Below are 20,882 nucleotides of genomic sequence, written 5' to 3' on the forward strand. Positions count from 1 at the left end.
TGACGTTGGCCATCCACGCTGCAGCTAGCTTGGACGCGCGCCCTGATCGTGAAAGCAAGCCGAAAACCTACCTCACGTCGCCCGCTCTCCGCTGGCGTCGCTGATCTTGTCCCTGACGGCCTTTTCGGTTTCCGAGGCTGCGGTTTTGACGACGTCAGAAACTGTGTTGATGATCGAAGCAGGATCGGCGCCGAAGCCCTTTTTGTCGGCCTCGTCCTTGACTGTTTGGTAGGCTTGAGCGGCAACATCCTTGGCGCCTTCGACGCCTTGATGGAGCAAGTCGTTCGCCTTGTCGCGGATAGCGTCGCTCGTTTCACCGAGCTGTTGATCCTCGAATTCGGTGCGTGGAAGCATTGCTCCTACCGCTGTCCCGAACGCCAGGCCCAGAGCCGCCAGCATCAGCGGTTCCCGGCGCATCAGGTCCACGGCTGCGGCCGTAGCCCTGAATGCCAAGCTCGACGAACCGCTACGCGCCTCGGTGGGGGCAGACAGCACGACAGCCAAGATCGACGACAAGGAACCCGAAGAAATCGAAGCCGAGCGAAAGCGGCGACAGAACGACCGCTGATATCGCTCGATGCAACGCTCAGCCCATCTTGGCGGACCGGGGGCGTAGGCATGACCACCACCGTCAACCTCGAACATCTTTCCGGCAGGCGCGTGCTGTCGCCACGCGGCAAAAGCGTAGGCCATATCGAGGAGATACGCGCCGAACAGGTAGGCGGCGATCTCGTCGTGACCGAATTTCACGTAGGCATCTATGCCGCGCTCGAGCGGCTTTCTGCTTTCGCTATCGGCTCCGCATTACTCGATCTTTTCAGCCTGCGCCGGCGCGATGGCTTCTATCGCATCCCCTGGGATATGCTCGATATCTCCGATCCGAAGCGGCCGCGTTTGCTGTGTCCGATGACCGAGCTCACTCATATGAAAGGGCGAAGCCAAACCTTGCCGGCTAAGGGAAAGCGATGAGGATGACACGCCTGGCTGAGGCGAAAGCAGCCGTACTGTTGCCATCGAAAGCAGGACTCATGTGACGGGAGCGAGAAAAGATCCGATCAAAACCGGCGCCGACGCCAAAAAAGTTGAAGTGACAATTTCCAAAACCAAAAGTTGACGTCGCCATTGCGGGAGGATATGAATTCAATTGTCGATATTGCTTGCTGAGCTTTGGTTATCGCGCGTTTGGCACCGCGCCCTGAACGAACCTTCCCTTCAAAATCGTCATCGTCACAAATCGGCAGCGCTCTCGCGTTGCCGACGTCCAATATTGCTATGAAAAGGGTTCATCATGACCACTGGCACAGTTAAATGGTTCAATTCCACCAAGGGTTTCGGCTTCATTCAGCCTGACAATGGCGGCGCCGACGCTTTCGTTCACATCTCTGCCGTCGAACGTGCAGGAATGCGCGAAATCGTCGAAGGCCAGAAGATCGGCTACGAAATGGAGCGCGACAACAAGTCGGGCAAGATGTCCGCCTGCAACCTGCAGGCCGTCTGATCGGGTTCAGCTTTCCTTTGACCACGGATGTACTGGCACTGTTGAAAGCATGAGACCAAGCGAGGTCAGGCAGAATTGCCTGACCTTTTTTATGTCCGGCCGACCGACCCACCAGCTCGCGCGTCTTCCGCCGCCTCTTGTCGATGGCCGTCAAGATCAAGGAGATCTGGATGTCCGAAAAAACGAGCGAACTTCAAACCATCAATACCGCCTGGCAGATCGCCATCCAGGAAATCCTGCGAATGGTCGTGAGGGATATCTACAGGATAGACGGCGAGGCTGCGTTCAAGTCACATATCAAGCGCATCGAAGAGGCTGCGGTCGACAGCATTTACACTGGCCTGATGCTCAGAGGAACCGACGAGTGGACGGAGCTTCTCGTTAAAGAGAAGGCCAGCAACTTCGTCACTTCGCTTCTGACATCCTTCACATTCAATCAGGTCTGAGCGCCAACGGCAGCCTTCGCGAGAACGCCTCGTTGGCCTTTGCGCGTTACGGCACCTTTTTAATTTAAGCTTCCATGTAGTTGTCGCGAAATCGCACGCTCATTCCGGCACATGCATCAGCCCGCCCGAATGTGCTCGCACACCCTAGGACGTAGGCTCATTACCGCGTAGCCAGATGCGGACGGAGACGAGTTTGAGGGCGGCAAGATAGTTTTCTGCCAGCTTGTCGTATCGAGTTGCGATGCGACGGAACTGCTTGGCCTTGTTGCAGAAGCGTTCGACGAGGTTGCGCGCCTTGTAGAGGAAGGGGCTGAAGCAGATCGGGTCCTTGCGATTGGCCTTGGCGGGATATTGGCCCATGCATTTCGCCTGGTGACGGCGTTGCGCAAGGCGTTGGCATCATAGCCCTTGTCGGCGAGCGGCATCGCAACCTCACGCAAATCCGTGATCATGTCTGCTGCGGAGGCGATGTCACTCATCTGACTTGCCGTGAGCATCAGTTTGATCGGCCTACCATTGGCTCAGCCCGCCTCGGGAGCGACCGAGACAAAGATCTCGCCCCCCTTTTTGCCGTCGCACCTTGCTGATGGACGCGAACAATGGAGGTGTCTATCATCTGCGCGTTGCCGTCATGGCCTTTGGTGACGGGGTCCATGAGGCGGTCCCACACACCTGCTTTACGCCATCGGACAAAGCGATTGTAGCAGGTGGTGCGGGGGCCGTATCGCTCTGGCAGATCGCGCCATTGCGCACCGGGTCGCAGCACCCAGAAGATGCCGTTCAACACGCGGCGATCGTCTACGCGCGGCAACACCTCGGGCAAGAGCGGCTCGATCACAAGCCATTCGGAATCGGTCAGGTCATAGCGGCTCATGCAGAGGCTGAATCACATTCCATTGCAATTTAAAAGCCGCCAATAGGCGAACGACCCCATTGCGGACAATGGCTGCAGCGATATAACTCCATGTATGCAAAGGTCCTTCAGCGTCGGAACACATGTTCGTTTAGTTGGAACGCCGCCAAATCTTGTTGATGCAGACGATCTTCAAACCGCAACTCTCTTCCGCTTATGCCTCGGAAAGACGTTCCCAGTCAGGGAAATGTTAGACGGCATGGCTGCTTTGGATGTCGGAGAGATATTAGGTGAACCGTCGTATATGCACACGATCTACGTAGAGCCTGAATTCCTTGAATTCGCTACGGGTTGACAAGCACCGTCCGAATTCCACCCCTCTTGGTCACTCCGCATTTATGAGTTCACAGGCTAGAGCAAGCATAATCCTTCACGCGGTTTCAGCGGGGCTCCAGATCGGGCTGATGCCTGACCGATTCCATCGAACGGATTTTCTCCCGCACCTTCGACGGGGGAGTTTTCCAGTGCGCCACGTCAGCAACTGGATTGATATTGCTCGCTGTTCACTGCCGGTGATAATGCAATCTTTTCCTCTAGGGTCAGTGCTGGAATGGGCAAATATCGGGAACACCGTCAGTCGCGGAGCCAAGGCTTCGAGAGCGATAATCATCATGAGAGTTCGGAACCGAGTTATTTCGACCGCAGGCCAGCACCACCCCAGACTTCGTCAGCGACGACCTTCTTACATGATGCTGAGGTACTCTGGTTAAACGCGGAGAAGGGTTTCGGCTTCTTGAGGCTCAGCGATGGTTCCGATGCCTTCATTCACTTCTCGAAGTTGCAGGCTGCGGGACATGACAGCCTTCCCGAGGGGGCACGCCTGAAGGTCCGAACCGAACCCGGCCAGAAAGGAGCCCAAGTTGTCGAAGTTGTCTCTGTAAGCCTGGGAGACGGTGCGTCCTCCCCAAAGGTTGTGAAGCGATCCGCCGAAGCCTCGGTTCCTATGCAGGAACACGACGGGCAGGAAGCCGCCGGCGTCGTGAAGCGATACGATCTGAACAAGGGGTTCGGATTCATTGCGTTGGATGGCGGGGAGAAGGACGTGTTTGTCCACGCGACTACTTTGACCCGCAGCGGCGTGGCAAACCTCGAAGTCGGCCAGAAGGTGATGATCACTTACAGTCGAGGCCATAAGGGGCTTGAGGCGCGAACAATTCGTCCGTGCTGATCGGACGCTGCATCCAGTACTTGCGTCGTGCATCCCATAACAAGACTGCAGCGGCGTAACACCGGGGAAGCGGTATAAGAGTTTTAAGATAGATTCGGTGTCGCCGACGGGGAGTGTCCGATGACAAATGTGGTGACGCTGCACGGCGACAAGCGGTGGAAAGCCGTGCTTGAATATCAGCACGAGAATGGACCCATCACCATCGAGCACTTCTTGGAAGAGATTACCGAACTGCACTTGATCATCGAGCACGGACCCGACTGGAATACGCTCATCCGCTGCACGGTCACGCTGAACCGGCCGGACGGTGGCGAAGAACAGAACAGTGTCGAAAAGGCCTGGCAGAACGAACGAGGATCAGGGTGAGAAATCTGGCCACAAGGATCGAACGATACGCCAACGAATCGGGTGTCGGCTAGACGCTTGTGTGATCGAGTCCTAGATCGACGGCATCGCAATGTGGGTGAGTAGTGGGGCGGGAGCGGGATGGTTTGCAGCGGTGATCCATGCGCTGAGGGTCAACGTTGAACCACTCGATCCTTGGCGTTAACGCTGGCTACATCACACGCAACAAGCTGCCTGCGCCAGCAAGCAGGAAGCCATCTCATGTCGGGTACTGGAGGCCGGTCGATCGCGTCAGAAAGAAGCGAAGCATGGTGCATTTACTTGGCCGCACTTGCCGGCAAGCGCCTGCTCTCTCACCTGATGAGCAGCAAGGACTAACTCATACATGTCGCGGCTTCGGGTCGTTAGATGGCTCATTGCAAGACCCACTATCCAACATAAACACGAAAGCCTGGGCGGCCGCACGCTTGTGATCGCCGAAGATTCTCGTCGGCGCGGGTGGGGTAGGACGCAGTTTGGGTTGACTGCTGTGTGTAGACGCCCATATGACGCAATCTGCGCTTGGCGTCCAAAGCGCAAAATTTACGCGGAAGGAACGAAAATGGGCGAAAAATATGCCAACGCGCGCGAGCACTTTTTCGCTGCAATCAGGACATTGGCTGCCTCCTCCGAGAGCGTGCAAACGCGTCTGATTGATGCCAATGTTAATATTCTCAATGTGACGATCGATGAATTCGACGGTGACCGCGAGCTCAAAATCAAGTTTGCCAAGATTCTTGATCTCATGGCTGTCGACCAAGACGATATGGAAATGGTTGCGGTCGAGACCGCGGCGCACATGACGGATTTTGAAGCCGTTAAAGTCGCCGATTTGATTTGCGATTTTTATACCGAGCTCACCTAGCTCCCCACACATCATTCGTCTTCGCCCCTTGGGGGGCCGAGGCTGGAACGACATTGGCTTGTCGCTGCGGACTTGTTGAGTGGAACTATATTTCACCCGGTCCGTTCGTACCCGATGTGCCTTCAGAGCGCCGGGGTGTGGGATGAGCCTGCTTAATGATCAGCATGCGGTAGAGCCTTCCGAGGCCCGATATCGTCTCCTCGTTGAGTCGATTAGCGACTATGCCATATACCTGATGGATCCAGATGGCACCGTTGTAAGCTGGAACGCGGGGGCGGAGCGTTTCAAAGGTTACCGGTCGGAGGAAATCGTCGGGCAGAACTTTGCAAGGTTCTATTCCGAGGAGGACCGCGACGCGGGCGTGCCCAAGCGCAACCTCCAACTGGCGGCCAGGGATGGGCACTTCGAGGAGGAGGGATGGCGATACCGCAAGGATGGTTCGCGGTTCTGGGCCAGTGTGGTCATCGATCGCATTGTTGATCCAGCGGGAACCGTGGTGGGATTTGCCAAGATCACACGCGACCTGACGAAGAAGCGAGCCCAGGAAGCGGTACTGCGGCGAAGTCAGGAGCAGTTTCGGTTGCTGGTCAAAGGGGTAAGGGACTACGCGCTGTTCATGCTCGACCCAGAGGGCAATGTCGTAAGCTGGAACGCGGGCGCCGAGCGCATCAAGGGGTATACCGAGGAAGAAATCGTCGGGCAGCATTTCTCGCTATTTTATACTCAGGAAGATCGCGCGAGTGGCGAGCCGCAGAAGAATCTCGAAACTGCCCGGGCGGCGGGCAACACAGAGGTGGAAGGCTGGCGCGTTCGCAAAGACGGGTCTTTGTTCTTTGCCCATGTCGTAATCGACGCTATTTACGATGATGGGGGCAACCTCATCGGCTTCGCCAAGGTCATTCGGGATATCACGGACCGTCGTGACACTCAGCGGCAGCTCGATCAGGCACGCGAGGCCCTGTTCCAGTCCCAGAAATTGGAGGCGATCGGCCAGTTGACCGGGGGCGTCGCACACGATTTCAACAATCTCCTGATGGCCGTTTTGGGCAGTCTCGAGATTGTCGCCCGACGCAGCAAGCCTGATCCCCAGGTTACGCCGTTTATTGATAACGCTATCCAGGCGGCTCGGCGGGGCGCTGCCCTCACGCAACGCATGCTGGCTTTTGCCCGCAAGCAGGAACTTGCGATGCAAGCCGTCGATCTCGTCGATACCGTGCGTGGCATGGCGGACATTCTGGATCGCACCCTTGGCCCATCCATTGTTGTAACGACACGGTTTCCGGTATCCCTGCCGCTGGTCCATACGGACCGGGCGCAACTTGAGTTCGCGCTGCTCAACCTAGCAGTCAATGCGCGCGACGCGATGCCAGACGGTGGCACGCTGGTCATAGCTGCCGAACGGCAGGAGACTTCTCCCCGTGACGACGCTCGGCGGGCCGGACGCTATGTGGTGCTTTCGGTAACCGATACCGGCGAAGGGATGAACGCCACCACGTTGTCTCATGCAGCTGAGCCCTTCTTTACGACCAAAGGTGTTGGCAAGGGGACAGGCCTTGGTCTCTCGATGGTGCATGGGCTCGCCGAGCAGTCAGGCGGACGGTTCGTGTTGTCCAGCGAGCCCGGCAACGGAACGCGAGCGGAGTTGTGGCTAGCGCTGGCGCCCGGTGAACTCAGTTCGCCCGAACCACCGGCCGCCGTGCCGGTGTTCACGGCAATGGATGGCAAGCGCGTTCTTGTCGTGGATGACGATGCTCTCGTGCTCCTGAACACCGTGACGATGGTCGAGGATCTCGGACATCAGGTCTTCGAGGCAACATCGGGCGAAGAAGCCCTGTCCATTCTTGATAAGGAAAGCATCGACCTCCTCATAACGGACTACTCGATGCCAAAAATGACCGGTGGCGCGTTGGCCGCGACGACGACGACGCGCTGGCCACACATCAAGGTCCTGATCGCCACCGGCTACGCGCAAATGCCAGACGACTACAAAGGCAAATTCGAACGTCTGGGGAAGCCGTTTAGCGAACAGGAACTGAAAGTGGCGATTGGGCGGACGCTGACGTTATAGCTGGCCTGTTGTCCTGCTCAAACAACGCACGTACAACGCTTCCTGGGCTACCGCTGCTTGCAAATTTTGCCCAATGAAAGTCGTCATGCCGTTCAGCGACAAAGACCATCCCCTCAACCAGGTTGATAACCTCAAGCGCGCCTTGCATGCTGCCGGGGTTGCTCTCTGGTCATGGAGCGTCGAAACCGATGCTTTTGCCATGGATGAGCAAGGATTCAGGTTGTGGGGGTTGCCACAGGCGGATCAGGTGACATTCGAGGATTTATCGTCCCGGATCCATCCTGCGGATCGGGACAGGGTGCGTGCCGCATTCACCGCAACGCGGGCGCTGGTAGGCGCCTACGAAATCGATTTCCGCATCATCCTTGGCGAGGAAATTCGTTGGATTTCTGCGCGTGGTCTTGGAAATGACGAGGGATTGCACAATGGGCAGATGTCGGGGGTATTCCTCGATGTAACCGGCCGCAAACAGGCGGAAGAGGGGCATGAACTCCTGGCGGGAGAGATGAGCCACCGGGTCAAGAACCTGCTGGCGATTGCCACTGGCTTGACCAACATCACATCTCGCTCCGCGACATCAGTCACGGAAATGGCGAGGGAACTCACACAACGGCTGACCGCCCTAGGAAGGGCGCACGACGTCGTTCGACCGCTAGCGGGTAACCAGGGCCGCGCCGCACTGATCGGTGATCTTATAGCCGTTCTGCTGGCTCCCTATGATGATCAAGGAGCTTTCAGCGGTCGTATCCGTGTAGCCGTTCCGCGAATGGGCGTAGGTGAACAGTCTGCCATGACCTTGGCCCTTGTGATCCACGAGCTCGCTACCAACTCCCTCAAATACGGCGCCCTCTCTGTGAGATCGGGGATGTTGGACGTCTCGGGAACGTCATCTGATAACGAGGTTTGTATTGTGTGGACCGAGCGCGGGGGTCCCTTCGTAGCGTCGTCCGGCAGGGAGGGGTACGGCAGCCAGTTGCTGAACCGCAGTGTGACTGGCCAGCTTGGAGGCTCGATCGTCACGGATTGGTCAAATGAAGGTATAATCGTGACTGTCAGGATGAACGCCGAAAAACTGTCCCAATGAATGGTAATCTTTTTCCCGGGGTTCGAGTCAGTAGAGCGCTACATCGCAAGACCCACTATTGAGGACGCGATCTTTTGCTGTCGTCGGCATGCGGCGTCACCAGCAGGTTGGAGCCATTGTTGGTGGCAATGATGGATGGGGCAGATAAATATATGAAGCCTAGAAACCGAACATTCTGTTTCTCGCAGGCTCCACATCAGGCTTGGAATTTTTCCCCTAGGTAAGGACGGCGCACGCGGCTAGCATAAGGCTCACTGGGGGTGGGCGATGACAGACGTCTCAATACGCCGGGCGGATTTCATGATGGTCCTGGCCTATGCTTCGGACCTCGCCACGGGCCATTCTCGCGACTTCGCACTGAAATCCTGCGTACTTGCAATGCGGATCGCCGAGCTTGCGGGTGTTTCCAATGAGGTTCGGCGCAATGCCTACCACCAGTCCATGCTGCGCTATGTCGGCTGCAATGCCGACACGGACCTTCTGTCGGCCACCTTCGGCGACGAAATTGCGCTCCGCCAGGACCTTGTCGGCCTCGACATGGGCAATCGTGCGGAATTGGGCAGGGTCTTCGTGCAGGCGTTCAAGCGGTTCTACTACGATCTCGAGCCTGACGCGCAGGCGAGGGCGATCGAGGCCGCGATGTCGCAAGCGCTCGTGGTGGCGCGCCCGGTGCTCACAGCGCATTGCGAGGTCGCGCAGCGGATAGGCGAGCGGCTCGGCCTGTCGGACGAGATCCGGCGCAATCTCGGGCAAATCTACGAACGTTGGGACGGCAAGGGCCTGCCGCGTGGGCTGAGCAGTGACGATGTCCTGCCCGCCGTACGCCTGATCACGCTGGCGCAGGATGCCATCGCGCTTTGCGATGCCGTCGGCATCGAAGGGATGGCCGAAACCATCGCCGGTCGTGCCGATGGCCCATACGAAGCGGGCCTGGCTCGACTCGTCTCGTCCAATGCGGCGATCCTAATGGATGGCATCAGCGCGACTGTCGACCGCGAGACCATTTTGGCGCTTGAGCCCAATCCGCCGGTGACGCTTGACGAGAAGGCTTGCGACGAGGCGTTCCTGGCCATAGCCGACATGATCGACATGCGCATGCCGTTTACGCAGGGCCATTCGAGGATGGTGTCGGAACTGGCCACGGGTGCGGGCAAACGGAGCGGGTTGCCCGATCCTGACGTTCGCGCGCTGCGCTGGTCGGGCTGCATCCATGACATCGGCGAACTCGTCGTGCCGGTGGCGACCTGGATGCGGAACGGTCCGCTGTCGGTGCGCGAGCGCGACGCGGCGCAGCTTCACGCCTATTATGGTGAGCGGGCGCTGGCCTCGTTCGGCCGCGAGGGCGATGCGATGGCCGCCCTCGTGCTCCGCCATCACGAACGCCTGGATGGCTCGGGCTATCACCGCAAGGTCGGCGGCTCAGACCTGTCCCCGGCGGCACGGATCCTGGCCGCAGCCGAAGCCTTCCAGACATCACGGGAGGAACGTCCACATCGCAAGGCCTTATCGAGCGAGGCAGCGGCAACGCAGTTGCGCGCCGCCGTGCGTGACGGTTGTATCTGCCCTGACGCCGCAGAGGCCGTGTTGTCTTTCGCGGGACAGCAGTCGCGGCGGGCTTTGCCGCGGGCGCTGGCCGGCATGACGGCGCGCGAAATCGAGGTGCTGCGCCTGATCGCCGCCGGGCTCACGGCGAAAGAGGCGGCACGCAAGCTTGATATCTCGCCCAAGACCGCGGACCACCATATCCAGAACGTCTATTCCAAGATCGGCGTGACCACCCGCGCCGCCGCGGCACTCTATGCGGTCGAGCACGGCCTTATCCGACCGGGCGAAACGCAGGCATAGGGAATCCACCCCATGTGGACCCGCTCACGGGCGCGCATCGTGATCCTGTCGACGGACCAATGGTGGCCGCGACCGACAGGAGGAAATCAGATGCTTCTCGCAACGACCAAAGTGGCAGATGTCGACCACTTCATCCGTATCTTTTCGACCAAGGGCGCCGACAAGCGTCGGCTGCACGGCTCGAGCGGCGCGACCGTCTTCCGCGACCCCAGCGAGCCCGATCGCGTCTGGGCGATCTTCGACTGGGACGCCGAGGGCTGGAAGAATTTCGTGTCCGATCCGGAGGTGCCAGCGATCCTGCAGGAAGCCGGCCATGTCGGCAAGCCGCAGGCGGCACTGCTCCTCGGCCATTACGAAGCCTGAGGTCCCGCCCTGAGCGCCGCCCGCCGCCCGGCGGCGGCGCGCCCGATGAACCCCAGATTTGGAAAAATCAAATGGATCCGAAACCCATCAAGATCGGCCTAATCGCCGAACTCACCGGCCCATTGTCTTTCATGGGCATCGCAAATGCGAACCTCACCACCATGCTCGTCGACGACATCAACGCCAAAGGCGGCTTGCTCGGCCGGCCGCTGGAGCTTGTCATCGAGGACGGCGAAACCACCGACACCGTCGCCAAGGCAAGGACCGCGAAACTGATAGATGTCGACAAAGTCGACCTGGTCGTCGGCGGGATCTACAGCTCGACCCGCCAGGCCATCAAGAGCGAGGCAGTCGTGCGGGGCAGGACGCTCTACATCTACACCGAGCAGTATGAGGGACAGGAAAACGATCCCCTGATCTTCTGCTCGGGTCCAGTGCCCGCGCAGCAGGTCGAGCCGCTGATCCCATGGTTCATGAAGACGACCGGGGCAAAGACATTCTATCTGCCATCGGCCGACTACATCTGGCCTCATTTGCTGAACAAGGCGGCGAGCCAGATTGTGCGCGCGAACGGCGGTGAGATCGTCGGTGAGGAATATTTCCCCCTCGATACAGTCGATTTCCGGCGGACGGTCGAGCAGATCATGGCGAGTGGCGCCGAGGTGGTATTCAACACCCTCGTTCCGCCGGGCCTGACGCCGTTCCTCGACGAATTGCACAAGGCCGGCTTCGGCAAGCGGGGCGGCAAGATCATCTGCACCTACTTCGACGAGAACTTCTTCAATCTTGTGCCGTCCGAGCAGATCGAAGGCCTCTACAGCTGCCTCGACTACTATCAGGAACTCGATGATCCGTTTGGCCGCGCCCTCTTGCATCGCTACCAAGACCGTTTCCCCGGCAGCGCGATGTTGACCGCAGGCAGCGGCTGCACCGGCCACTACCGAGCGATCAAGATGTGGGAAGCGGCGGTGACCGAAGCCGGCACGGTGGAGCGCGATGCGGTCATCCGGGCGCTCGATCACGCGCGAATCAGCGAGGGACCAGGTGGCCGGGCCGAGATGGTCCCCGGCCAGCACCATGTTCGCATGAACATGTACATTGCGCAGGCGCAGGGCGGTCGATTCCGGGTCGTCAAGAACCTGGGTCCGATCGACCCCAACGAACGCGCACTCAGCGACGAACTCCAGCTAAGCAAGGCAGTGTAACTGGTGGCGTCTAGCACCTATTCTTCCATATGGCGGGGGCGGCTAGATAATGCCCTCGCCATGAAACGGGTCGATGGTGGTTGTATCAGGCACCCGCACTAGAGCAACCGACATACCAAGACGCGCTGTCGTGGCGCGAGACTTGAAGTCGCTGACAGGCGACTATCAACGCTGGCTCTTGGCGCAAAGGGTCCACGATATGCCGGACGCGTCAGTCCGCTTTCCACTCTCGCCATCCCTAAAACGGACAGTCCGCAAAGCGGCCCATTGCCGCCCGTCTGAAATGCGCCCCATGTAAGTCTATGAGCTGAGCCTAGGCGCATCCCAAAAGCGGACATCCGAGCTAACGCCCGGGGGGTGCATGCTCCAGTTCCCAACACCGCCAAAGCCACCCGCAGCAGTTCGAAACTCAGCCCGCCGAGAGCCTGTGAAATTCCTCAAACTGACCCGGGAAATTCCGGGCCAGATTCCGCACCACCTTGGAATTATCCATCAGACGGTCAAAATAGCTGCTGGCCGCGACCAGCTCCAGGCTCGGTGAGCCACGTGGTTCGAGCGCGCGTAGAAATGCCAAACCGAGCCTAGCCAACTCGGGTTCCATCTCCGCCATTCGGCCGTGCGATCTCTATTGCGTGACCGGAACGACCAGCTGCAGCAAAGCGAAAAGCTTTCCGCGCCCGTGCAATCCTGCAGCAGATAGATGGCTTCCGGGCAAAGCTCGCCGGCGCGGAGCTGGGAGGCGCTCACTACAGAGGCAGGTTGAGGCGACCGCTGTGCGGGCCGTGAGCCTTGGATTTTCTGTGCCAATGCACTTGGCACCGCTGGCGGTACGGCGTCGCTAAATGCGACCTGGCAAGGCAGGCATGGACCAACGTGGCTTGAGGTTGGCCATCCACGCTGCAGCTAGCTTGGACGCGCGCCCTGATCGTGAAAGCAAGCCGAAAACCTACCTCACGTCGCCCGCTCTCCGCTGGCGTCGCTGATCTTGTCCCTGACGGCCTTTTCGGTTTCCGAGGCTGCGGTTTTGACGACGTCAGAAACTGTGTTGATGATCGAAGCAGGATCGGCGCCGAAGCCCTTTTTGTCGGCCTCGTCCTTGACTGTTTGGTAGGCTTGAGCGGCAACATCCTTGGCGCCTTCGACGCCTTGATGGAGCAAGTCGTTCGCCTTGTCGCGGATAGCGTCGCTCGTTTCACCGAGCTGTTGATCCTCGAATTCGGTGCGTGGAAGCATTGCTCCTACCGCTGTCCCGAACGCCAGGCCCAGAGCCGCCAGCATCAGCGGTTCCCGGCGCATCAGGTCCACGGCTGCGGCCGTTGCTTTACTAGCCTGATCACCGTATTGGCTGGCGCTGTGCGAAACGCTCGAAGCAGCACCTGCCATGGACGAACGCGCGCCATCGGCCGCATCTCCGACGATAGATTTTGCCTTGTCGGCGGCGCCTGACAAAGCGTCTGACACGCCGCTTATCAGACCCTCGCTGTCAAATGGGAGATCCACTGCTCCGGCATCACCGGCGAAGTCAGGACGCAAGCTCGAGCGGGCCGAATCATTGACCGAGACCGGCTTCTGGGCTCCTTGTCCTGCCATCAGCCACATCAAGCCAACGCTTACGAGAGCGACGGGAAGCGGATTCGCACCAACCTGTGACTTGAGGGCACTGAGCATCGAGCTGCCATCGCCGCTTGTAAAGAGCCCGGAAAACTCGTCGATGAGCTGGCCTGGCGTCATTTTGTTGCGAATGGATTCGGCCGTGTCGGAAACGTTGGCCCGCGCGATTTCGGCCTCACGTTGAAGTTCGGCGGATGATTTCTCGATCATTTGACTTGGTCCTTGATTACCTTTGCGTCGCTCTTCAGCTGCGCGGCGGTGCGATCCGGCGTTAATTCAGATGGTTTCATATTTGCGGAGCCTGTCTTCACCAAGACGAGGCCAAGGACGGCGACTACGATGCCGACCAGCAGCGACGACCATCCTGGTCCGAGAGGGGTTTTCGAGAGCGCGATGACCAGGGCCTGCAGAAGCACCATTAAGGCGGCCAGAAGGCAAATGGCGCCGCCCAGAACCTCGATTGCACCCGCGCCAGCCTTTTCGGCCTTTTCCGAGAGCTCAGTTCTGAGGAGCCTGCCCTCGGTCTGGACCAACGTAACAACCTGCTGCGACAGGTCTCCGATCAGCGTCATCAAACTGCGGTCCTCTTGGCTGCCGGGGGTCATGGCGTATCACTCCCGGCTGCCACATCGGGTTGGGGACGATCTTTAGCGTGGGGACCTGGCGACGAGCTTTTGATAAAGCGACCCAATGCCAGACCCGCGACCATTGCTCCACCGAACAACGCCGCCGGATTGCTGCCGCCGAAAGCGCGGACCTCAGCCAGGACTTCTTCGAAAGGCTTGTCCTTGAGCGACGCGGACATACGCTCAAGACTGCCGGCTGCTTCAAGGGCAAACTTTGCCGCCGCTTTCTGGTCGCTGTTGGCTAGGTGGTCACTGGCCGCGCGGACGGCGCCGCCAAGCGCGGCGACCGCACCCGTCAGGGTATTCTGTGCAAGCTGGGCCTCGTCGAGTAGCGCGTCCTTGCCTTCTGCGGCCACTTCCTTGGCTTTCTGTGAAATATCTTCCTTGGCTGAGCCGAAAATCTCGGAGGCCAAGCGCCCCGCCTCGTCGGCGCGGCCGGCAATCTCCCGCTGGGCCCGCGAGAAATCGGGGTTAGGATTCGGTTCAGATGCCATGCCAGTCTCCCATGTCGGGCCAACCATCAGTGGAGGCCTAGAAACGAGAGGATCGCGAGCACGACGACCACCAATCCGATCAGATAAATGACACCGTTCATGTGCGTGTTCCTCCAGACGGGGCAACTTGCCATTTCCTCAAACGTTCCGGCGTTCGCTGATTTATGGTGTCGGTGAGAGGTGCGTTGAGAGTCTCCTCACATCCGTTCTTTGCTCGAACCATGAACCTGGCAGCCTTTGAAGGGCAGGTACAACTGGACACGGCGCCGCAAAAAAAGCAGAGCAGGCGACGAGAGTCGACATTGGGTGAGATTGGCCCGGGCATCAGGGAGCTGCGTGACGGCGCGCTGTCGTGGCGCGAGACTTGAAGTCGCTGACAGGCGACTATCAACGCTGGCTCTTGGCGCAAAGGTCCGCGATACGGACGCGTCAATCCGCTTAGTCTCGCCATCCCGAAAACGGACAGTCCGCAAAGCGGCCATTTGCCGCCCGTCTGAAATGCGCCTCATATCGGTCGTTGCGAGAGGCCAAGCAGCTGTCTAAAAGCAGTCCTCTTCACGAGACCTTTCAGCGCACGCCATTTACACGAATCGGAGCTCCGCCTGATTGTTGAAAGCCATGGCCCCTCCAATCCTTCACGGGGCGCGCATCGATGTTTGGGCGGCAGCTTGGAGAGCGCGCTCTAAATGCAAGGTAGCCGCGCGTCCTGGGCGGTTCACCGATTGCTCAAGATAATAGTTCCCTGGTCCCGGCGTTTTCGGCACGAAGGAACAGACGCCCAAGTTCAAAGAGGCCGCCAATGGGCCACATACAGGAACATGGCCGATTGCAATGCCCAGTCCCTGGCTGACCATCATCAGCGCCAGTGGAGTCGTATCGACTGATTCCAGCATGAGATTGCGCCCCTGCATCGGCCCGAAGTTATGGGTGAGCAGCGCGGTCCAGCCCATGGCATGCGAGATCACATCAAACAATCGAAACGAGAGCAGGCTCTCAAGATCCGTTATTTTCGGGGCATCTTCCTTGCGGCACATAACGACATGCGACATTCCCATAAGCCAGTTGGGATGACGGACAAGGTGCGGCTCTTCTCCGAAACGGATCGCCAGGTCTGGTTCCGTCTTGCGCTGTGTGCCCTCCATCATGAGATCAACGCAAATTGACGGGTTCTCGCGCTCAAACTCGGCCAGGACCCGCGGCAACCAACTCATGGCCATCAACTGGCTTGCAAGAAGGGCGACACGCTCAACGCGCTGCTTGCCAAAGATCGAAGCGGCCTTGCTTTCGATCGCACCCAGCGAAACCTGAACTGTCGGCAGGAAGTCACGTCCCTCGGCAGTAAGGCTAATCCGGTTCGCCGCCCGTTCGAATAGCGCGCGACCCAAGTGGGTTTCCAGAGCCAAAACCTGCTGGCTCACCGCCGCCGCCGACATGTTCAATTCCTTGCCCGCGCGAGCAAAGCTCTGATGCCTCGCGGATGCCTCAAACACGCGAAGCCAATTCAAGGACGGGATCAGCGCCGACATGATCGGGCAGCATAAGCTCAACTTAGCCTTAGAGCAACGAGATACTGTCTCCAGCGAAGCCCCGTTGGGTGGCATATTCAGGCGGGCTGAAGGACCCGTCCATTCCAACGCAATAAGAAAGGGAACAGGGAATGCAAATTCGACGCACGATACTCGCGCTGGCCGTTATGCCGCTTTTGGCCGGCACGGCGGTCGCCCAGAACCTACCTGACCATATCACCATCGCTACTGAAGGGGCTTACCCTCCCTGGAACTACACCAACTCCGATGGTTCGCTGGGCGGCTACGAAATCGACCTGACCAAGATTCTGTGCGAGCGCATGAAGATCAAATGCGACGTCGTTCCACAGGAATGGAGCGGCATCATTCCTGGCCTCACCGTCGGTAAGTACGATGCCATCATCGCCTCCATGGGCGTGACCGAAGAGCGCAAGAAGGTCGTCGCCTTCTCCAAGCCCTATGCGAAGGCGCCAAACGGGTTTCTGACTGCGGGCGACAACGCACTGAAGGACCTACCAGACGCCGGTCAGTCTTTCGACCTCGCGAAATCTCCGAAGGACGCCGAGGCCGCAATGGAAGTCCTGAAAGGAAAGCTCGCCGGAAAGGTGATCGGCGTACAGACTGGGACGACGGCGGCGACCTTTGCCAGCCAGTACTTCAAAAATCTTCAGATCCGCGAATACCCGTCGTTCGAGCAACTGGGTCTGGAACTAACCGCGGCACGCATCGATGTGGCAATCGCCAACGTGACGGCCTTCAAGGCCGTGATCGACGCCAATGCGAAGGGAGCGCTCGTCTTTGCCGGTCCAACCTTTGCCGGCGGCGTGCTCGGCCTCGGCACGACCAACGTTGCGCTCCGCCTCAAAGACGATGCGCTACGGGCGGCATTCGACGGCGCCATCACCGAGATAAACAAAGATGGGACGAACAAGGCCCTCACCGCGAAGTGGTTCGGCGTAGACATCTCGATCCACGAGTAATTGACCCGGTCCCCTCCCTTTCAAGGGAGGGGACCAATGCATGCTCCGGTCGGCGCAAGCGGTCCCTCAAGACATTTCGACAGGTGCTGGCATGTTCAAGCCCATCGGGTCCTCCGAGGCGACTATTACTGTCTTCTTAGACAGCGAACCGATTGCCGCTCGTTCGGGTGAGACGATTGCTGCCTGTCTTTTGAGGGCCGGCGTTTCGCATTTCCGCACCACGCCGGTTAGCGGTTCTCCCAGGCTGCCATTCTGCATGATCGGTCATTGCTTCGACTGCCTGATCGATATCGAGGGCATTGGAAGCCGCCAGGCATGCCTTTCGCAGGTCCGGGACGGGATGAGGGTTCGGACCCAGAAAGGTGTCACGACGATAACCGGAGCAGGATCACAATGACCATCCTGACCAATCCAATTTCGCCCGGCGAAGTACCAAACGGACGGGTGCCCGATGCCGATGTCATCGTCATTGGCGCAGGCCCTGCAGGAATGGCGGCTGCTGTCGAACTGGCTTCTGCGGGAAGCCAGGTTGTCGTCCTCGACCTACAGCCGGCACCCGGCGGACAGATCTTTCGCGCGCTCGACGCGAACTTTGAGGATCGTCCAGGGACCGAGGTCCTTCTCAAAGCGCTTGGCCCGACCTACGCCGCAGGTCACACGCTGATCCAAAAATTCAGGACTACGCCTCGCATCGACTATCGCCCTGAAACCGCCGTTTGGGATCTGCGCGCCGATGGCACGGTCGGCTGGCTCAAAGGAGAGGTGGCCGGGTATTTGCGGGCGAGGCATGTGTTGCTTGCCAATGGCGCGATGGAGCGCCCAACTCCCTTTCCCGGCTGGACCTTGCCCGGCGTGATGACGGCCGGAGCTGTGCAGACCCTGATCAAGGCCGGGCGTCTCCAGCCAGAGGGCCGGGTCGTGCTCGCAGGCACCGGCCCCCTGATTTTCCTTCTTGCCGAGCAATTGCGGCGCCTCGGGGTAAGGCCAGCGCTTATTGCCCGCACGGACCGGCTGCGGCACAAGATTGCGGCACTATCCCGGCTTCGTCTTGCGGGCCTTCCCGCACTTCTGAAAGGCGTGGGCTGGCTTACCCGCTTGCGGTTTGCCGGCATCCCCATGCGATCGGGCATCACCGAACTGCAAGCGCATGGCGGCAGCCAGGTAGAGCGCGTGAGCATGACTGTCGCGGGCATGAGGGTGGAACTGGCTTGCGACCTGCTGGTCGTCCACGACGGTATCGTCCCCGCTGTCGATCTGGCGCATGGTGCCGGCCTGGCGCTGGAATGGCAGAAAGCCGATGCATGCTGGCGGCCAAAAACCGCGCGGGACGGCAGGGCGCAACTGGCGCCAGGCGCCACCTTGACCACTGGGCCTTGCCGCATCCACGTTTCAGGCGACGCTCGCATGATCGGTGGGGCAGACGCCGCAATTGCCCATGGGCGCCACGCAGCAAGGGCAATCCTCTCTGAGCTCTCCGGTGCATCAAGCCTGAAAGTAGACAGTGACGTCGAGGGGGCTGCTGTGTGTGTTCAGCGCGCGATTGCCGCTCGGCCGTTCATCGATACGGCCTTTCCGCCCGGCCTCGCTTCGCAACTACCCGAGGATGCAACAATCATCTGCCGGTGCGAGGAGATAACTGCCGGTACTCTCCGCGCGATTATTCGCCAAGGTGCTACCGACATGGATCTGATCCGTGGCGTTTTGCGCTGCGGCATGGGCCCATGCCAGGGCCGGACCTGCTCGGTTACACTGGCGCGTCTCCTTGAGGAGACAGTGACGCAACAGTCGGAGTTTCCTGTTCCTTTCCGGGCGCGACCACCGCTGCGACCACTGCCCTTGGCGGCGCTTGCCGGATTGACCGGGTTCGATCCGCAGTTGGCCGAGATTGTCTCGCTTGATGATAAGCCAGAGGCGTCCTCGGACGGTTCCCATGCGTAGGGCTGTCGATGATGTTTTGATCATCGGTGGCGGTCTGCAAGGCTGCTCGATCGCGCTGTTTCTCGCGCGGGCTGGCAGGCAAGTCACCGTAATCGAGAAGAACCTTGCCGGGCGTCATGCTTCAGGGGTAAACGCCGGCGGCCTTAGGCTCCTGATGCGGGATGTGCGTGAATACCCGCTGTCTCTGCGCGCTATGGAGATGTGGGAAAATCTCACCGAATACGTTGGGGCTGCAGGCGCCGAGGCTTGCGAAGTGCGCCTGGGCACATCGCAAATCGCGCTGGCCATGGATGCTGCGGAACTGGATTGGGCTGAGGTGCGCGCTCAGGATATGCGACGTCGCGGCATCTTTTCGGAGGAATTGATCGGTCCGGAGGAATTGCACCGCTTGCTGCCCGGCCTCGCGCGCTCAGCGCTTGGCGGTCTCATTTCTCGGCGCGATGGACACGCCAATCCTGCCAACGCTGCTCGTGCCTTCCGCGATGCTGCCGAGGCGGCTGGCGTGCGAATTGTTGAGCGCTGTGCCTTACGCGAACTGCGACGTGCACCGGGAGGCAACTGGGCGGCTGAAACCGATGCTGGGTCTCTCGAAGCGGAGCGCATCATCAATTGCGCCGGCGCATGGGGCGCGAACGTAGCGGCCCTCGTGGGCGAGACACTGCCAATGAAAATTCTGGCTCTCACCATGATGGTGACAGCGCGTGTGCAGGCCTTCGTTACGCCGGTGGTGATCGGAATCGACCAGCCGCTATCGTTCAAACAGAGCGCCGTCGGCTCCCTGGTTATCGGCGGCGGCATCTCGGGTAAGCCCTGCCCGGATCAGGATACCTCGTTCACCATCATGGACCGCATGGCCTCAAGCGCGATCGCCACGATTACTGCGTTTCCCGCTCTGGCAGGTGTGCCAGTTCTAAGAACCTGGACAGGTCTCGAAGGCGCAACGCCTGATGGTATCCCCTTCATCGGACCCAGCACCCAGCATGACGGCCTCTGGCACGTGTTCGGGTTTTGTGGCCATGGCTTTCAGCTTGCGCCTGCGATTGGAGAGATTGTCGCCCAGTCGTTGATTTCCGGGGCTGCCGACTCGAGGCTTGCTCCATTTGCAGCAGACCGTTTTCGCACCAAACCACCGCTCAATCATGAGGCCTTGCAATGACGACGAGCTTCATAGAATTGTTGGGCTTCGGACCACAGGGCTGGGGTCTACCTCTCCTCAAAGCGGCAGGGATAACCCTAGCGGCCGCGATTTGTGGCTTCTTTCTTGGCAGCGTCCTTGGAATTGGTGGTGCGAGCCTGAAACTGGCACGATCGCGCTTCTTGCGCGCCATTGGCCAATTCTACACAACGGTTTTTCGCGGCGTCCCTGAGATCCTTGTCGTTTATCTGTTCTATTTTGGCGGAAGTGTCGTTCTTTCAAAGGCGATGAACGTCGGTGGCTTTCCCGGCTTTTATTCGCTGCATTCCTTTGCAACCGGCGCCATCGCCGTCGGGGTCGTATCCGGCGCCTATCAAACCGAGGGCTACCGGTCCGCCTACTTGCGCCTCGACCGGGGGCAGATAGAAGCCGGCGCCTCTTGCGGCATGTCCAGACTATTGCTGTTACGGCGCATCATCGCGCCGCAAACGCTGCGCTTTGCCCTGCCCGCGCTAGGCAATGTCTGGCAGTCGGCGCTGAAGGAGACATCACTTCTATCAGTGATTGGGCTGAGCGAGTTGCTGCGCCAGACCGGGACAGCCGCGGGTTCGACCCGTCAGCCGCTGCTGTTTTATGGCGTTGCCGCCCTGGTGTTTCTGATCATCGGCCGGTCAACGGGCATCGTCTTGATGCGAATGGAACGCCGCCTCGCCAAACCCTGGAGTCGCTGATC

At 59.5% G+C, this 20,882-nt stretch carries 22 protein-coding genes and 1 pseudogene; 16 read left to right on the forward strand and 7 right to left on the reverse strand.

The features are described 5' to 3' along the window. Positions 1 to 72 precede the first annotated feature (72 nt). Positions 73 to 426, reverse strand: a complete 354-nt coding sequence (locus EN851_RS23330) for a hypothetical protein (protein ID WP_135930071.1) — start codon at positions 424 to 426, stop codon at positions 73 to 75. 192 nt (positions 427 to 618) lie between these two features. Here EN851_RS23330 and EN851_RS23335 point away from each other — a divergent pair, with 192 nt between their 5' ends. The 3 genes from EN851_RS23335 to EN851_RS23345 all read left to right on the forward strand — a co-directional run bounded on the left by EN851_RS23335 (position 619) and on the right by EN851_RS23345 (position 1,944). After that, on the forward strand, positions 619 to 969 hold the full coding sequence (locus tag EN851_RS23335; RefSeq protein ID WP_135907004.1) for a hypothetical protein: 351 nt from the start codon (positions 619 to 621) through the stop codon (positions 967 to 969). Positions 970 to 1,288: 319 nt separating this feature from the next. Beyond that, entirely contained in the window at positions 1,289 to 1,498 is a 210-nt protein-coding gene (locus EN851_RS23340; protein WP_027145347.1) for a cold-shock protein, read from the forward strand. Positions 1,499 to 1,668: 170 nt separating this feature from the next. Beyond that, positions 1,669 to 1,944 carry a hypothetical protein gene (locus EN851_RS23345; protein ID WP_135907006.1) on the forward strand — a complete coding sequence of 92 codons (276 nt, stop codon included), beginning with the start codon at positions 1,669 to 1,671 and terminating at the stop codon, positions 1,942 to 1,944. Positions 1,945 to 2,088: 144 nt separating this feature from the next. Here EN851_RS23345 and EN851_RS23350 read toward each other — a convergent pair. Next, a pseudogene (locus EN851_RS23350) lies at positions 2,089 to 2,818 on the reverse strand (IS5 family transposase). A 589-nt stretch (positions 2,819 to 3,407) separates the two neighbouring features. On the opposite strand from EN851_RS23350, the gene EN851_RS37725 reads away from it, so the two are divergent. The 8 genes from EN851_RS37725 (at position 3,408) to EN851_RS23390 (ending at position 11,839) form a co-directional block, all read left to right on the forward strand. Next, positions 3,408 to 4,025, forward strand: coding sequence for a cold shock domain-containing protein (locus EN851_RS37725; RefSeq protein WP_135907008.1), 618 nt, complete (start codon positions 3,408 to 3,410; stop codon positions 4,023 to 4,025). Positions 4,026 to 4,145: 120 nt separating this feature from the next. Next, the gene (locus tag EN851_RS23360; protein ID WP_135880728.1) at positions 4,146 to 4,391 is read left to right on the forward strand and encodes a hypothetical protein; all 246 of its coding nucleotides are present in this window, start codon (positions 4,146 to 4,148) and stop codon (positions 4,389 to 4,391) included. 580 nt (positions 4,392 to 4,971) lie between these two features. Then, positions 4,972 to 5,274, forward strand: a complete 303-nt coding sequence (locus EN851_RS23365; RefSeq protein WP_135880727.1) for a hypothetical protein — start codon at positions 4,972 to 4,974, stop codon at positions 5,272 to 5,274. Between the two features lie 142 nt (positions 5,275 to 5,416). Continuing rightward, positions 5,417 to 7,342, forward strand: coding sequence for a PAS domain-containing sensor histidine kinase (locus EN851_RS23370; RefSeq protein ID WP_135907010.1), 1,926 nt, complete (start codon positions 5,417 to 5,419; stop codon positions 7,340 to 7,342). Positions 7,343 to 7,427: 85 nt separating this feature from the next. Continuing rightward, positions 7,428 to 8,426, forward strand: coding sequence for a sensor histidine kinase (locus EN851_RS23375; RefSeq protein WP_135881131.1), 999 nt, complete (start codon positions 7,428 to 7,430; stop codon positions 8,424 to 8,426). A gap of 267 nt (positions 8,427 to 8,693) precedes the next feature. Beyond that, the gene (locus EN851_RS23380; protein ID WP_135907012.1) at positions 8,694 to 10,271 is read left to right on the forward strand and encodes an HD domain-containing phosphohydrolase; all 1,578 of its coding nucleotides are present in this window, start codon (positions 8,694 to 8,696) and stop codon (positions 10,269 to 10,271) included. Positions 10,272 to 10,361: 90 nt separating this feature from the next. Next, the gene (locus EN851_RS23385; protein ID WP_135907014.1) at positions 10,362 to 10,634 is read left to right on the forward strand and encodes a hypothetical protein; all 273 of its coding nucleotides are present in this window, start codon (positions 10,362 to 10,364) and stop codon (positions 10,632 to 10,634) included. Positions 10,635 to 10,705: 71 nt separating this feature from the next. Beyond that, entirely contained in the window at positions 10,706 to 11,839 is a 1,134-nt protein-coding gene (locus tag EN851_RS23390; RefSeq protein ID WP_135907016.1) for a substrate-binding protein, read from the forward strand. A 409-nt stretch (positions 11,840 to 12,248) separates the two neighbouring features. On the opposite strand, the gene EN851_RS23395 is transcribed toward EN851_RS23390, so the two are convergent. The 5 genes from EN851_RS23395 to EN851_RS23415 form a co-directional block, all read right to left on the reverse strand. Beyond that, positions 12,249 to 12,449 (reverse strand): plasmid partitioning protein RepB C-terminal domain-containing protein, encoded by a 201-nt coding sequence (locus EN851_RS23395; RefSeq protein WP_135907018.1) that lies wholly within the window; start codon positions 12,447 to 12,449, stop codon positions 12,249 to 12,251. 341 nt (positions 12,450 to 12,790) lie between these two features. Continuing rightward, positions 12,791 to 13,660, reverse strand: a complete 870-nt coding sequence (locus EN851_RS23400; RefSeq protein ID WP_135917261.1) for a hypothetical protein — start codon at positions 13,658 to 13,660, stop codon at positions 12,791 to 12,793. Beyond that, positions 13,657 to 14,055 carry a phage holin family protein gene (locus tag EN851_RS23405; RefSeq protein ID WP_135907020.1) on the reverse strand — a complete coding sequence of 133 codons (399 nt, stop codon included), beginning with the start codon at positions 14,053 to 14,055 and terminating at the stop codon, positions 13,657 to 13,659. Before EN851_RS23405 ends, EN851_RS23400 begins: the two co-directional genes overlap by 4 nt. Next, entirely contained in the window at positions 14,052 to 14,570 is a 519-nt protein-coding gene (locus tag EN851_RS23410; protein WP_135907022.1) for a hypothetical protein, read from the reverse strand. The genes EN851_RS23405 and EN851_RS23410 overlap by 4 nt, the downstream gene beginning before the upstream one ends. A 635-nt stretch (positions 14,571 to 15,205) precedes the next feature. Beyond that, positions 15,206 to 16,096, reverse strand: a complete 891-nt coding sequence (locus tag EN851_RS23415; protein WP_135907024.1) for a LysR family transcriptional regulator — start codon at positions 16,094 to 16,096, stop codon at positions 15,206 to 15,208. Between the two features lie 131 nt (positions 16,097 to 16,227). Between EN851_RS23415 and EN851_RS23420 the strand changes: the two genes are divergently transcribed. The 5 genes from EN851_RS23420 (at position 16,228) to EN851_RS23440 (ending at position 20,880) form a co-directional block, all read left to right on the forward strand. Then, on the forward strand, positions 16,228 to 17,076 hold the full coding sequence (locus EN851_RS23420; RefSeq protein ID WP_135907026.1) for a transporter substrate-binding domain-containing protein: 849 nt from the start codon (positions 16,228 to 16,230) through the stop codon (positions 17,074 to 17,076). A 91-nt stretch (positions 17,077 to 17,167) separates the two neighbouring features. After that, the gene (locus EN851_RS23425; protein WP_135880718.1) at positions 17,168 to 17,473 is read left to right on the forward strand and encodes a (2Fe-2S)-binding protein; all 306 of its coding nucleotides are present in this window, start codon (positions 17,168 to 17,170) and stop codon (positions 17,471 to 17,473) included. After that, positions 17,470 to 19,014: an NAD(P)/FAD-dependent oxidoreductase gene (locus EN851_RS23430; protein WP_135907030.1), complete on the forward strand. Its 1,545-nt coding sequence runs from the start codon at positions 17,470 to 17,472 to the stop codon at positions 19,012 to 19,014. The genes EN851_RS23425 and EN851_RS23430 overlap by 4 nt, the downstream gene beginning before the upstream one ends. Further along, the gene (locus EN851_RS23435; RefSeq protein WP_135907032.1) at positions 19,007 to 20,170 is read left to right on the forward strand and encodes an FAD-dependent oxidoreductase; all 1,164 of its coding nucleotides are present in this window, start codon (positions 19,007 to 19,009) and stop codon (positions 20,168 to 20,170) included. Before EN851_RS23430 ends, EN851_RS23435 begins: the two co-directional genes overlap by 8 nt. Further along, on the forward strand, positions 20,167 to 20,880 hold the full coding sequence (locus EN851_RS23440) for an ABC transporter permease subunit (protein ID WP_135930072.1): 714 nt from the start codon (positions 20,167 to 20,169) through the stop codon (positions 20,878 to 20,880). The genes EN851_RS23435 and EN851_RS23440 overlap by 4 nt, the downstream gene beginning before the upstream one ends. Positions 20,881 to 20,882: the final 2 nt, after the last annotated feature.

It is taken from the genome of Mesorhizobium sp. M8A.F.Ca.ET.208.01.1.1, from assembly GCF_004791315.1.
Lineage (GTDB): Bacteria > Pseudomonadota > Alphaproteobacteria > Rhizobiales > Rhizobiaceae > Mesorhizobium.